The organism is Tardiphaga sp. 215_C5_N2_1 (genome assembly GCF_052076055.1).
Classification (GTDB): Bacteria; Pseudomonadota; Alphaproteobacteria; order Rhizobiales; family Xanthobacteraceae; genus Tardiphaga; species Tardiphaga robiniae.
The window spans coordinates 2,158,481-2,171,727 of record NZ_CP197240.1; the positions used below are offsets into that span (position 1 = coordinate 2,158,481).

Below are 13,247 nucleotides of genomic sequence, written 5' to 3' on the forward strand. Positions count from 1 at the left end.
GTGGTCTCCCTTTGCGGGAGACACTGCCACGGATTCTTGCGCTTAGGCCAGTATGCCCAGCGCTTCCAGGGTCATCACGATCAAGGTGCCCGACATCAGGCTCCAGATGCCCGACAGCACCGTCGCGATCATCACGAACTGAATGCGATGCTGCTCGGCTGCACCGTTTCGGAGCGTGTTGCGCATGATGATGAAAGGCGCCGTGAAGACCAGCAGCGGCACGGCTGCGAAGGCTTCAGGGGACGGCCCCTGCTGCAGCAGGCTGAAGCTCGGGGGACGTTTGGCAAAGGCCTGATAGGCGCTTGCAATGGCGCCTGCGAGCGCGAAGCCAATGCATAGCTGGAAGAATGAATTCAACGCATCGGGGGACATCGAAGCTCTTTCACGGCACATACAAACACCGCCCTGCATCGCAAAATGCGAAGCTCCCCGCCAGCACAACGTTAATAAAGGGTTAACGGCACGGTCGGGAACCGCGTGCGGTGCATGGCTCCCGGATACCGCCTGCGGCGAGGCGCGCGAGGCCGTTAACCATCGGCTGGCATATTCGCGGTTGATTCGCCCACCCGGTACACCGTCCCAGTTCCAATTTAGCGTGCGCATGTCTCTTCTGTTTCCGACCCACCCGACGACGCGGCCGCGGCGCCGCCACCGCCGCAACCACGTCGTACCGATGCTGATCGGTGCAGCGCTTGCAGCCCCCGCTATCGCAGTGGTGGCGTATCTGTTGTGGCCAACCTGGCAGAGCCAGAAGCCCGGCGATCCCGACCGCATTCCGGTGAGCGTGGGCGCCACACTGTTCAACGTCCCGACCCATGCGTTTCGCCGTAAGGTGCAGAAACATTCAGGGCCGCAGGAACGCGTCGATCTGAGCTATGTCTATCCCTCACTCGAAGCGAGCAACCTGCCGAGGCATGTCAGCGTCGAGAATTTCGATGAGAACGCACAGCCGATCGATCGCATCTTCGTCTCGATCTCGGCGCATCACGATGCAACCTCGCCGGACACCCGCCTGCGCACGATCTATCCGCGCTATATCGACCGTGCGACATCAAGCGAAGACGGCTTGACCACGCAGCCATTCCGCGACAACTCGCCCTACAGCAATGAAGATCTGTTTCTCGGCACAACGCCGGCGCTGGTGGCGCGCTGCACGCGCGACGGTGCCACGGAAGGCATGTGCATGAGCGAACGCCGCATCGGCGGCGCCGATCTCATCTTCCGCTTTCCGCGTAGCTGGCTCGCGCAATGGCGCGATGTCGGCAATGCGATGGATCGACTGACGACGCAGCTCAGCGGGCTGCGGTAAACGCCCTCGTCGTGATTGCGTTGATCGTAGGATGTGGGGTGAGCGTCTGCGCGATGCGCCTGCGCTCACTCCATCCGACGATCTTGCTTAACCCTCTCCGTCGTCATGGCCGGATAGCGCGAAGTGAGCTTCGCTAGATGTTCCGGCCATCCACGCCTTTCTCCGCGGCCAAGGCGTGGATACCCGGCATTCGCCGGGCATGACGGCGTTTGGTTTGAGCGTGCGCGCGTCACGCTAGTTCAGATTCAACTGTCAAACAGCCACTGCTCTTCAGACATGCGTCATCACCCCCATTGTTTGCGGCGCGGGGGCGCCGTCGTCTCCTGCATTCCTACCCCCTTGTGAGAGGGCGTGCGGAACGCCGGGTGCCCGTTGCACCCTTGGGCCTGATGCGATGCGGTCTTCCGCAATTGTGAGTGCATCAGGACTTTCGGAGGCGCCGAGCAAGTGCCCGACGTTCCGCCTGCGGTGTTTTTTCGGTTGCTTGCACATCTGCCATGGCGAACGGTCCCATCACCAAAATTAATGTCCCAGGGCGGAGGGACAGGGTAGCCGCAAAGCACTTGGCCGAACGCGTTTCGATTTGGTCGTCCGTCACACTGTCCAGGGATCTTTCCATCTCAAGGTCGGCCGTGTCCTTGCCAGTGGCAGTGCTGGCGCAGATCCGTCCTGCCCGAAGACAGACGTTCCCCCATGAACCGCGTGACGCCGCATCTCCGGCGTCCACCGCATCCCACCCCGCGAACGTGACGATCGCGATCGCCCCTCTCGGTGGGGCAGGACGAAGGGGAATATAAACCTGATGGGGATGGTGTCAACGGGAGATAGGAAAAAATGTTTAGGTGCTTTACGCAGCCCCAAACTGTCATTCCGGGGCGGGACCGGCGCCGCAGGCGACGGGACTGAACCCGGAATCTCAACGTTGGAGTCTCCGTAGAGCCAAACACTCCGGGATTCCGGGTTCGCGCTCTGCCGGCTTCGCCGGCGACGCACGCCCCGGAATGACGACCTTGGATCAGGATTCCCCGCCACCCCAAGCGGAGCTAACACTCGCGCCGGCCATCGCCACTACGGCACATCTTTGGCTGGCAACACGGGCACGGGCAGCGGGGCGAATGTGATGGACTGGGAGTCGCCGCGCATGAAAGCGGGGTCCAGCAGGCCACCGCCGGACGGATCGCCGCCCGGTTCCCCGCTGGCGAACAACGCGCCCTGTGGACCCGCAGGGGGCAACTCACCCTCGCCGGATCCGAACTGCGCGGCGCGGCCACCTTGCGGATGACCCGCGGCGATCTCAGTGCGCGCACGCTCGGCCTTGCGCGCCAGCGCGGTGGAGTAAGGCCGCCGATAGGCCCGAGGCACCCCGCTCGGCAGATTGTCGTCGTCGAGGGCCTCGACCCACATGTGGATGGCGCCAGGCTCGCCCTGGGCGATGTTGGGCTCGACGCTGCGCACCCACAACAACTGGAAGTTTGGCGGCAGCGGATCGTCCGCCGACCAGCCGAGCAGGCCCTGGGTGCGGAAGAACACCAGCACGTAAAACGCCGAAGTCACCGCCACCGCGCCGGCCTTCACCGGCCACGGCAGCCGCGTCCGCACCACCGCCAGCAACAGCAACAGGCCGAGCAGCACGTAGCCGAGCGACAGACCGATAATGCTGGTTTGCAGGCTCATCGCTTCATCCAGCCTTGCGCTCCCTGTACCGCTTGTTCAGCATCTGCACGAGCGATGTCTGGTCGTGATTGACCTCGGTAACATTGCCGGTCTTGTCCATGATGAAGCGCACCGCGGTTGTCTCGGCGCCGCCATGATCGACATTGACGGTGTCGTAGTGCACCACCTGTACTTTCGGATTCAGTTTCTCGACCTTGACCGTCACTGGCACTGGCTGTCCGGTCAACGCGGCGAAATGGTAGATGTTGACGATGTACTCGCCGGCCACGATGCCGCGCAGGCTGACGATCTCCTGACGGATCGGCGAGAGTACCTTCTGGCCGTTGACCATGATGAAATCGTTGAGCCCGCCGCGGTCATCGCGGTCGAGTACCATGAAGCCGGTCTCGCGCCGCCGGTACCACACAATATTGCCGAGCGGGTCCTGCACGAACATGTCGATGTCGTCCGGGTGCTTGTCGGGCCAGCTCACCGTGATCATGAATTCCAGCTTGGGATCGACCTTGCCTTCGTCGTCATGGGTCTTGATCGCCAGCAGCGCGATGAAGAACAGGAACGCGATCACCTGCAGCGCCTTGAACAGCATGACGCCGAGCGGATCGAACGGTGCTTCCTTGCCAGAGAATTCGAACTCGTCGATCACTTCGCATGCTCCGCTTCACGTTCGAGCAGCGACACGGCGTGGACATCGATGACGCCGACGGCAAAGGCGAACAGTTTGGCGGTCGCGTCCTCCAGCATGTAATACTGGATGCGGATCAGGATCGAACCGATCAGCCCCGCCAGCGTGGTATACATCGCTACCGCCATGCCCTCGCTCATCAGGTTCATGGAGGCTTTGATGGCGCCCTGATTGCCCGTGTCGAGGCCGGCGATCGGCGCCAGCATCATGATGAAGCCAACTATCGTGCCGATCAGGCCGAGTTTCATCAGCGTGTCGCCGGCAAAGCCGCCGAATCCGTTCGAGCCGCGCAAATTGCCGGCGAGACGACGCAGCAGCAGCGTCTGGTCGAGCTGCCGACCGCTTTGCAGCGCGGACTTCACGGCGAGGTCGCGGATATGCGACGCCATCAGGCCTTTCGGCAACATGCCCACGCCGTCGATCGCGACACCGTCGCCGGCCACGACGACGCGTTGGCCGCCCTGCGCGAACAGCTGCGCCGCCCCCCGCGCCGCGTCGGCTTCGCGCGACACCGCGATCAGACGCCACAGGCAATGCAGCGACGCACCGACATAGAGCAGTACGATCACTGACGAGATATAGGTGCGATCGACAGCAAGCATCTGCCGCACCAGGCCATAGTGCCAAAGCAGAACCGCGGCGAACAGACAGAGCCCGGTAAAGATCAACCAGTGCAGTAGCGGCGCGCGATCCGCCGGATCGAGATGATGCCGGCTCACCACATGTCCCTCCTGCTGGTTGTTTCACCGATCACGATCGGTGGTTGGCTTCAATCTGCCGCCTGTACGACTGAGCCTCCAAGGGCATCGCACCCGCGACATACCGGGCAAATTGCCCAAACGATGCAGAACCGCTTGCCAGACCACGGCGCGTGCCGCTTTAATATCAACGTCTCACCGCGGGGAATGCGATCATGCGCCTGCTGATACATCTCGTTCTTCGTCTCGTCGCCGTGGTGCTGCTCTGTCTGGCCTGTACGATCGGATGGATTCTGGTCGATGCGCACCGCACCATCGAGGCCGACACCGCCGCCTCCGCCGACCGCGTCGCGACAACCCTGCAGAACCTGTACTGGCGCGAATTGCTGTGGCGCGACGGCACTTACCGCGATGCACTGCTGCCGCTGCCGGACTGGAAATCCATTGCGACCATGAAGGTGATCGCGCCAGGCGTATGCATTGACTTCCGGCTCGGCAGCGCGCCGCCCTTCGACCTGTGCAGCCAGACCGAAGACATCGGCAGCCCGGCGCCATCATGGTTCGTCAGTCTCTACGGCGCGCTATTCGGGCCACATGCCACGGAGACGCGGCCGCTGACCGTGCGGCAGCGCGATGCAGGCACCGTGCAAGCCCGTGTCGACCCCGCCACCGCCGTGCGTCAGGCATGGCGGCAGGTGACCGTGATGGTCAGCATCGCCGCGGCGATGGCGCTGGGCATCAGTCTGCTCGCGATCCTCCTGATCGGCCATGCGCTGATGCCGGCCCAGAGCATCGTACGCGGCCTGCGCCGCCTCGAACATGGTGACCACCGCCATCGCCTGCCCGCTTTCGGCGCCACCGAATTCAGCCATATCGCCCGCGCCGTCAACGATCTCGCCGGCCGTCTCGCGGCCACCACCGCCGAACGCGTAGCACTGACCAAGCGACTGTTTCAGGTACAGGAAGAAGAACGCCGCGCACTGGCGCGCGATCTGCACGACGAGTTCGGCCAGTGCCTCACCGCCACCGCGGCGCTCGCCGCAGCCATCGAGACCGGCGCCACGCCCTCCCGTCCCGATCTGGCCGACGATGCCCGCGCAATCGCCCGCATCACCGGCCAGATGATGACGACGCTGCGCAGCGCGCTGGCGCGGCTACGCTCGCAGGATCTCGAGGAACTGGGATTGCAGGCCAGCCTTGTGCAACTGGTGGCGCAGTGGAATGCGAGCGCAACGCGGCGCGCGGTGTTTCATCTCGACGTAACCGGCGATCTCACCGCCGTCCCCGCAGAAGCCGCCGTCAACATCTACCGCATCGCGCAGGAGTGCCTCACCAACGCCGCACGCCACGGCCGGCCGCAGCACGTTCATCTCCGCGTCAGCCATGGAGAAGAGGTCCGCGACGCCATCGCCGTCAGTGTCGAGGATGACGGCGGCGGCGACGCCACGCAGGCCCACACCGCCTCCGGTCACGGCATTCTCGGCATCCGCGAACGCATCGCAGCGCTTGGCGGCAGCCTGTCGATCGGCCCGGTGGCACACGGTATCCGCGTGGCCGCGGTGATTCCGCTGCAGCCACGACAAGCGGCGGCATGACCGCCGTCAGCATCCTGCTGGTCGACGACCATCCGGTAGTGCGCGAAGGCTATCGCCGGCTACTGGAGCGGCAGGTCGGTTTTCGCGTCAGCGCCGAGGCCGAGGATGCCGCTGCGGCCTATCGCGCCTATCAGGCAGAGCGCCCGGACGTGGTGGTCATGGATCTGTCGCTGCCCGGCCCCGGCGGGCTGGAAGCGATCCGGCATATCCGGCAATGGGATCGCACCGCGCGCCTGCTGGTGTTCACCATGCATGCGAGCGCCGCATTCGCGCTGAAAGCGTTCGAGGCTGGCGCCTGCGGTTACATCACAAAGAGCAGCGCGCCGCACGAACTGGTGCGCGCCATCGCCACCGTCGCCCGCGGCGGACGCGCATTGAGCGAAGACATCGCGCGCGAAATCGCCAGCGAGCGGCTCGGCAACGAACGCTCGCTGGTGGAAGATCTCGGGCCGCGCGAAACGGAAATCCTGCGGCTGGTGGCGTCAGGCTGGACCACGGAGCAGATCGCGACGTCGCTCAATCTGAGCACCAAGACCGTGCAGAATTATCACTACCAGATCAAATCGAAGATCGGCGCGCGCACCGACGCGCACCTGGTCTGGCTTGCCACCGCCGCCGGCCTGGTCGCGCCGGACAACGCGGCCTAAGCGTGTGATGTACAGAGCGCGAGGGCCCGCGCTTGCGCTGATCTCGCCGCCGCCAAGCGGGGCAAGGTGCCTGCTCAGCCGTTATCGACGAGGTCTTCTTCCAGGATCGCCATCTGGAACTGGAACGAGCGATCATCGTCTTCGTCATCGACGAACAGCACGCCGATGAATTCTTCGCCGATATAGACTTCGGCGGAGTCGTCCTTCTTCGGGCGCGGCACCACGCGGAGCTTCTGGTTGCCGAACACGCGCTTGAGATAGGCGTCGAGCTTTCTGACTTCCTGAACGTCCACAGGTGTCTCCAATGCAGTTGATGTCTGTTGAGCTGATGGAGAGAAGCTTTAATGCGAGATGACGGCCACGGCTAGCCGTTTCTCGAAAAATCACGCCATCCCACAAGTGAACGAAAACGCGTGCAATATCAGCGCTTGCAAATCGCAAGCCCAGAAGTCTCAGCCCCTGAAAATCAGAGCCCGATCGCGTTCAGCATCTGGTTCATGGTGCGCGACGGCTCCGAACAGCCGGCTTCGCCGACGATCTTCGCCGGCACGCCGGCCACGGTGACGTTGTGCGGCACAGGCTTGACGACAACGGAACCCGCGGCAATGCGCGCGCAATGGCCGACCTCGATATTGCCGAGAATCTTGGCGCCGGCGCCGATCAGCACGCCGTGGCGAATCTTCGGATGGCGGTCCTCGTTTTCCTTGCCGGTGCCGCCGAGCGTCACGCCGTGCAGGATCGACACGTCGTCTTCGATCACAGCGGTCTCGCCAACGACAAAGCCGGTCGCGTGATCGAGAAAGATTCCGCGGCCGATCTTGGCGGCAGGATTGATGTCGGTCTGGAAGGCGGCCGACGAGCGGCTCTGCAGATACCACGCAAAGTCCTTGCGGCCCTTTTTGTGGAGCCAATGCGCAAGACGATGCGCCTGGATGGCATGAAAGCCCTTGAAGTATAGCAGCGGATCGATGAAGCGCGTGGTGGCGGGATCGCGGTCGAACACGGCGACCAGGTCGGCGCGGAACGCATTGCCAAGATCCGGCTCGTCGCGCAGCGCTTCGTCGAAGGTCTGGCGGATCAGGTCGCCGGACAGCGCCGCATGATCGAGACGTTCCGCAACGCGGTGCACCACCGAATCTTCCAGACGGTTGTGATGCAGCACGGTCGAATAAATGAAGGATGCGAGTTCAGGCTCGCGATGGACGATGTCTTCCGCCTCGGAACGGATGCGATCCCAGATCGGATCCAGCGTTGCGAGTTTTGAATTCTGCGGATTGATGCTCTGCACGGCCATGGCGGACTCGCAATTCCCTGAATACGGCGTCGATTATAGCACAAGGCGCATCGCTGTCGCGACACGGCTCCTGCCATCGTGAACGGCGGCTTACCCGGCGATCGCCTGCCAACACGTTGAAAGCGCAGGCAATTCCGGCGGAAGCCCCGTCCGCCCACAAACCGGGCGTGCATCAGAAGTGGGCGCTCGTGTGATCAAAACAAGGTGCGCCCCTCGCCAATTGTCATCACGGGCGGCGGGACAGGAAATCCAGCACGCCTTCCTTGTAAACGCGATCGCCGACCGCCCGCATGTGATCGCGGTTCGGGATATCCAGCACTTCAGAGCCGGCGATGATCTTCTGCAACTCCTGCGCGGAGCCGCTGATCTCGTCCGTCGTTCCCACGGCGATCAGCAGCGGCACCTTGATGGCGGCGGCTTCCTCATTCGTCATCAGCCGGCGCGAACCGCGTAGACAGGCTGCGAGCGCGCGGCGATCCGAACGGGTCTGATCGGCGAACGCGCGAAACGTACGCCCCACGGGATCGGTGACGTCATCGAGCGAGTCCGCCTCGAGCGCGAGGGCAACGTTCTCGCCTGGACCGCCGCCCTTGATGAGGCCGATGCCCAGCCCGCCAAAGATCGCGCTGCGGATCAATTCGGGATGGCTATAGGCGATATAGGCGGTGATGCGCGCGCCCATCGAATAACCCATCATGTCGGTGCGCACGATACCAAGATGCGCGAGCAGCGCGCGCACGTCGGCGGCCATCGCACCGATGCTGTATTGTTCGGAATCGTAGAGCTTGCTGGAATCGCCATGGCCGCGATTGTCGAGCGCGATGATGCGGCGATTGTGCTTCTTCAATTCCGACACCCAGGTCGGATAGACCCAGTTGACGTTCTTGCTCGATGCAAAGCCATGCACGAGAACGATCGGATCGCCCTCACCTTCATCGAGATAAGCAATTTCGACAGCGCCGTTGTGAAAGCTCGGCATCCAGAATTCCGTTACGATTGAGAGATGGGTGATTGAGAGAATGAACGGTGGTGGTGGGAAGCGCGCAGTTTACCCGTGGACGAGCACCGGCGCCAGTGAGTGAGCCGGCGCGGGATGGCGGAGAGCCATGTCCCTGAGTAATGCGTCCTTGCGTGAGATGTCCTGCAGCAGAGCGTCCTGTCGTACCGCCAGATCGCGGCGCGCGCGCCTCGCCTTGGAGCGCTGCAGCCACGACCAGGTGATGCGCTCGGTGGTCGCCTTGATCGACACGACAAATCCGAGCAGCGCGAACAATGCCCAGAACACCCACATCGAAAGATTGAACGCGCCAGCCGCCAGCAGCAGCGCACCACGGCCGAACATCTTCATGATGGCGCGGGTCTGACCGCCTTTGACTTCGGCGAGCCGCGCCGCGCGCGTAACATCCTTGGGGCTCTGGGCGATGCGCAGCGTATCGAGCGCGCCGCGCGTGCCAGCCTTCTCGCCGACGCGGCCAACATCCCCGGCAAGACGCACGATGCCGCCGGCCTTCTCGGTGCGGAACGCCGCCTTCACCGCAGTGATGGTTTGCCCCGGCCGCAGGATCGACGCATCGGCCACCGCGGCGCGCAGCATCGGACCATCCACCACGCCGCGCGCCGAGCGCGCCGCCCAGGTGGTGAGTCCCTCGCCGATCCGCCCGACCTTGCGTGCATCCTTCACCAGTGTGAGGCCCGCGCGCACGGGCGCGACGCCGCCGACGCTGACATAGGTCGCGGCGGTCACAGCGAGACCTGCCGCGGCAAGGCCGAGAATGAGGTGATCGGTGTCCTCACCCATCGCCATGTGCTTGCCTTCGCGCACCACGTCGCGGATATCGCCGAATACGAACAGATCGCCGGCGACGGTGCCGGACAGGCTGCCGACATCGTCGGCATTGCCGGTGACAAAGCCATTCGCAAAGCGGCTGGCGAAATGGGAGGCGGAATTCTCGTCCGCAACCGCCTCGGTCACGCGCCTGGCGAGATCGTCCGGCAGTTGAACGTTTCTGGCAGCCGCAACATCAGCAAAGCTTTTGGCGAGGTCGGCATCCTTGGCCGCGAGCGCCTCCTCGATATTGCGGGCGAGCACCGCGGGATCCTTCCGCAATGCAGAGCTGAGTTGCGCATCGGCCAGAGCAACCGGGTCATCCTGCGCGGCCAGCACGGCGCCGGCGTCGCGCGCATGCGGCAGCAACAGCAGGCCGGCGGTCGCGCAGACCGCTACCCCCGTCAAAGCTGTGTCGAGCCGGAACCACATGGCAGAAAACCCTATCCTTGCACCTCTTTAGAAATGGTGCGTCACATCGTGGACACAACTGCCCCGACGAAAGAAGGGCTATTCGGAGACACCCGAATTGTGTCGAATTTGTACGGATGAATGACCCCTGCGTGGTCTAGGAATCATGGTTCCGGACCAGTATGGTGCGCCGCACTGAATGGCGCGCCGGCTCATACGCCCGCGGCTGTTGCGAGCAAAGGTAGAGAAGATGTCCGACCACGTGGTTCCGCACTTTCACAATGACGCCGGCGTTCCGATCATCGAGATCGGCTCGCAGGAATTCATGTGCGTGGGTGCCAATCCGCCGTTCGATCATCCGCATGTCTTCCTCGATCTCGGCAACGACAACGAGATCATCTGCCCGTATTGCTCGACCCTGTATCGCTTTGCCGCCGATCTCGGCGCCGGCCAGTCACGTCCGCCGGAATGCGTGGTGAAAGACAAGGTTGCCTGATTTCCGGCCGTGACGGCGCCGCGCACCATCGTCATCGCTGGTGCGGGCATCGGCGGACTGACGGCCGCACTCGCGCTAGCCGCCCGGGGCTTTCGCGTCATCATCTGTGAGAAGATCGGACGGCTTGAAGAGGCCGGCGCAGGACTGCAGCTCTCGCCCAATGCGACCCGCATACTGATCGGCCTCGGCCTGCAACCGCGCCTTGCGCCCCATGTCACGACGCCCGCCAGTGTGAGCATCATGACCGCGCGCAGCGGCGGCGAGGTGATCCGCCTGCCGCTCGGCAGCGCAAGCGATGACGCGCCCTACTGGCTGGTGCACCGGGCCGATCTGCAATCGGCCTTGCTCGGCGCGGTCACCGCGCATCCCGACATAGAACTGCGCCTCGGCTGTCCCGTGGACAACCTCCGCGCCGCGCCCGCCGGTATCATCGTCAACGACGAGTCGGCGCTGGCCTTGATCGGCGCCGACGGCGCATGGTCGACCGTGAGGCGACAGGTGTTTCCCGAAACGCGACCGCAATTCTCCGGCCTGATCGCCTGGCGCGGGACACTGGAAACGAGCCGGCTGAAAAGCGACCTGGTCCCCCATGGCGTCCAGCTCTGGATGGGGCCGAAGGCCCATCTCGTTGTCTATCCGGTGTCATCGGGCGAGCGGATCAACACGGTCGCGATCATGCCCGGCGCGGTGATGCAGCCCGGCAGCAGCGATACCGGCGACGCCAGCGAGATCAGGCGACATTTTGCAGCGTCGCGCTGGCCGGCCAATGCACGCGCGATGATCGAGAGCGTCGAGAACTGGCGGCGCTGGCCGCTGTTCACACTGCCGGACGGCGGCATGTGGCACGAGGGATCCGTGGCGTTACTGGGTGATGCCGCCCATGCGATGCTGCCTTTCGCCGCGCAGGGCGCAGGCATGGCCATCGAGGATGCGGCGGTGCTGGCGGAGTGCCTTGCCGCCGCTGGCCACGATGCCGCAGCGATCGCGCCCGCATTGGCGCGCTACGCCGCGCTACGCCAGCCACGCGTCGGCCTGATACAGCGCGCCGCCCGACAATCCGGCCAGATTTATCATCTGCGTGGCCCCATGGCGCTGGCGCGCGACCTCGCCATGCGCGCGCTCGGTGCAGAGCGTCTACAGGCGCGGCAGGATTGGATCTATGACTGGAAACTCTGATCCTGACAGGCTCAGGAGCGGGCGCCAGCCCGCTTGCGCGGCGTAATGGGTTCTGATGCCGCCGGCGCTTTCGGCGCACTCGCCACACACTTGCTCTTCTGCCAGTTCTCTTCTGCCAGCTTGGCCTGCGCACGCGTCGAGATGTAATCGTTGCGATAGGCGAGTTCGCTGACCACCGCTCCACCCGTGCCGGTCTGGGCCTTGTCGATCAGCCCCTGCAATTCGGCTGTCCGCGTCGCAAGCGTCTTGCGCTCGGTCTCAAGCTGCGGGCAGTCATAGAGGTCATATTTCGCAGGATCGACGAAAGCGCCCGACACCATGCCATCGCCCATGCTGGCGCAACCGCCGAGATAGCCGGCAACGACGAGCAACGACGCCATCGCGGCAGCGCGCATTGGCAGGCGGGAACGAGGGTGACGGTCGATCATCGGGACTTTCTAGCCGGGCAGGATTGACGTTGCGTAAAGCAGCCGCCGGTGGCCGGATTGAGGCCGAAGCTGCGCCCCCGCCCGCCATTTGCCTGATCTCGCAAGCGATTTGGCGACTGGCGATTTTAAAGGTAAGGAAGCGCGGCCTGCCCCCTTGATGGAATTGGTAGACATACAAGACTTAAAATCTTGAGTCCTCTGGGCGTGCCGGTTCGAGTCCGGCAGGGGGCACCAGCGGCTAGACGCCAGCCACCACGATCCGCGCCCCTGCACTCTCCATGAGCCTGCGCTGCTCCGCCGAAGCACCGGCGCCTGTTACGAGGGTCCAGCGCTGGGGAAGCGGCGCCCAGGCGTCTTGTTCGGCGCGGCCGAGCTTGCCGGCGTCGGCGAGCACGATGACCTCCTTGGCCTGCTGCATCATCAGGGACTTCAAGGCGACCTGATCGAGGTCGGCCTCGCACAACCCGCGGCCGCTCACGACACCGTCGGCGCTCATGATGGCGCGGTCGGCCGTGAGCCGGCGCAGTCCTTCAGTGGCCAATGGACCCATAGTGCTCATGCTGGTCGAGCGCAGCGCGCCGCCAAGCACTACGAGTTCGATGCTTGGTGCCTTGGCGAGAAACGGCAGCAGCGCGATATTGTTGGTGATGATACGCAGGCGGCGCTGCAGCAGCAGCTTGCCGAAAGCGGCGACCGTCGAGCCGGCATCGAGGATCAGCGTGTCGCCGTCCTCGATCAGGTCGATCGCGGCCCGCGCGATGGCCTGCTTCTCCTTGCCCTGGACCGCGAAACGCTGGTCGAGCGTAGTCTCTGCGACATGGCCGGTGAGAATCGCGCCGCCGTAAGTACGGCGCACCGCGTTGTTCTTCGAGAGATGCTGCAGGTCGCGCCGCACGGTGGACCCGGACACACCAAAGCGCCGTGCGAGATCGTCGACATCGATCTCGCCGGCGTTCAGGGCGTCCAACAAGCGTGAGCGACGTTCCTTGTTGCGCATCGACATGGATGTCCC

The 13,247-nt window shown here is 64.1% G+C and carries 15 protein-coding genes and 1 tRNA gene; 6 read left to right on the forward strand and 10 right to left on the reverse strand.

The genetic code is table 11. The features are described from left to right. Positions 1–42: 42 nt before the first annotated feature. Entirely contained in the window at positions 43–372 is a 330-nt protein-coding gene (locus tag AB7828_RS10405) for a DUF6949 family protein (RefSeq protein ID WP_093762015.1), read from the reverse strand. Positions 373–601: 229 nt separating this feature from the next. Here AB7828_RS10405 and AB7828_RS10410 point away from each other — a divergent pair, with 229 nt between their 5' ends. Then, complete coding sequence (locus AB7828_RS10410) at positions 602–1,309, forward strand: hypothetical protein (protein ID WP_439083185.1); 708 nt, start codon at positions 602–604, stop codon at positions 1,307–1,309. Between the two features lie 1,068 nt (positions 1,310–2,377). On the opposite strand, the gene AB7828_RS10415 is transcribed toward AB7828_RS10410, so the two are convergent. From AB7828_RS10415 to AB7828_RS10425, 3 genes are read right to left on the reverse strand one after another with little or no spacing between them, the layout of a single operon-like run. Continuing rightward, on the reverse strand, positions 2,378–2,983 hold the full coding sequence (locus AB7828_RS10415) for a hypothetical protein (RefSeq protein ID WP_441230094.1): 606 nt from the start codon (positions 2,981–2,983) through the stop codon (positions 2,378–2,380). A 4-nt stretch (positions 2,984–2,987) separates the two neighbouring features. Continuing rightward, positions 2,988–3,626 (reverse strand): hypothetical protein, encoded by a 639-nt coding sequence (locus AB7828_RS10420; RefSeq protein ID WP_439058977.1) that lies wholly within the window; start codon positions 3,624–3,626, stop codon positions 2,988–2,990. Then, positions 3,623–4,384 carry a MotA/TolQ/ExbB proton channel family protein gene (locus AB7828_RS10425; RefSeq protein ID WP_441230095.1) on the reverse strand — a complete coding sequence of 254 codons (762 nt, stop codon included), beginning with the start codon at positions 4,382–4,384 and terminating at the stop codon, positions 3,623–3,625. The genes AB7828_RS10420 and AB7828_RS10425 overlap by 4 nt, the downstream gene beginning before the upstream one ends. 194 nt (positions 4,385–4,578) lie before the next feature. Between AB7828_RS10425 and AB7828_RS10430 the strand changes: the two genes are divergently transcribed. After that, positions 4,579–5,958, forward strand: coding sequence for a histidine kinase (locus tag AB7828_RS10430; RefSeq protein ID WP_441230096.1), 1,380 nt, complete (start codon positions 4,579–4,581; stop codon positions 5,956–5,958). Further along, entirely contained in the window at positions 5,955–6,605 is a 651-nt protein-coding gene (locus tag AB7828_RS10435) for a response regulator (RefSeq protein WP_068736182.1), read from the forward strand. The genes AB7828_RS10430 and AB7828_RS10435 overlap by 4 nt, the downstream gene beginning before the upstream one ends. A gap of 74 nt (positions 6,606–6,679) precedes the next feature. On the opposite strand, the gene AB7828_RS10440 is transcribed toward AB7828_RS10435, so the two are convergent. The 4 genes from AB7828_RS10440 to AB7828_RS10455 all read right to left on the reverse strand — a co-directional run bounded on the left by AB7828_RS10440 (position 6,680) and on the right by AB7828_RS10455 (position 10,156). Next, a complete protein-coding gene (locus tag AB7828_RS10440) occupies positions 6,680–6,898 on the reverse strand; it encodes a DUF3126 family protein (RefSeq protein ID WP_068736180.1) in 219 nt (72 codons plus the stop codon). Positions 6,899–7,071: 173 nt separating this feature from the next. After that, positions 7,072–7,899, reverse strand: a complete 828-nt coding sequence (cysE, locus tag AB7828_RS10445; RefSeq protein WP_068736178.1) for a serine O-acetyltransferase — start codon at positions 7,897–7,899, stop codon at positions 7,072–7,074. A gap of 226 nt (positions 7,900–8,125) precedes the next feature. Next, entirely contained in the window at positions 8,126–8,878 is a 753-nt protein-coding gene (locus tag AB7828_RS10450; RefSeq protein ID WP_441230097.1) for an alpha/beta fold hydrolase, read from the reverse strand. Between the two features lie 69 nt (positions 8,879–8,947). Beyond that, complete coding sequence (locus tag AB7828_RS10455) at positions 8,948–10,156, reverse strand: hypothetical protein (RefSeq protein WP_441230098.1); 1,209 nt, start codon at positions 10,154–10,156, stop codon at positions 8,948–8,950. Positions 10,157–10,385: 229 nt separating this feature from the next. Between AB7828_RS10455 and AB7828_RS10460 the strand changes: the two genes are divergently transcribed. Both AB7828_RS10460 and AB7828_RS10465 read left to right on the forward strand, forming a co-directional pair. Further along, positions 10,386–10,631 (forward strand): zinc-finger domain-containing protein, encoded by a 246-nt coding sequence (locus AB7828_RS10460; RefSeq protein ID WP_089265655.1) that lies wholly within the window; start codon positions 10,386–10,388, stop codon positions 10,629–10,631. Between the two features lie 9 nt (positions 10,632–10,640). Then, positions 10,641–11,807 carry an FAD-dependent monooxygenase gene (locus AB7828_RS10465; protein WP_441230099.1) on the forward strand — a complete coding sequence of 389 codons (1,167 nt, stop codon included), beginning with the start codon at positions 10,641–10,643 and terminating at the stop codon, positions 11,805–11,807. An 11-nt stretch (positions 11,808–11,818) separates the two neighbouring features. On the opposite strand, the gene AB7828_RS10470 is transcribed toward AB7828_RS10465, so the two are convergent. Continuing rightward, positions 11,819–12,235: a twin-arginine translocation pathway signal gene (locus tag AB7828_RS10470; protein ID WP_441230100.1), complete on the reverse strand. Its 417-nt coding sequence runs from the start codon at positions 12,233–12,235 to the stop codon at positions 11,819–11,821. A 148-nt stretch (positions 12,236–12,383) separates the two neighbouring features. Between AB7828_RS10470 and AB7828_RS10475 the strand changes: the two genes are divergently transcribed. Continuing rightward, a tRNA-Leu gene (locus tag AB7828_RS10475) sits at positions 12,384–12,469 on the forward strand. A 4-nt stretch (positions 12,470–12,473) separates the two neighbouring features. On the opposite strand, the gene AB7828_RS10480 is transcribed toward AB7828_RS10475, so the two are convergent. Beyond that, positions 12,474–13,238: a DeoR/GlpR family DNA-binding transcription regulator gene (locus tag AB7828_RS10480; protein WP_441230101.1), complete on the reverse strand. Its 765-nt coding sequence runs from the start codon at positions 13,236–13,238 to the stop codon at positions 12,474–12,476. Positions 13,239–13,247 lie beyond the last annotated feature (9 nt).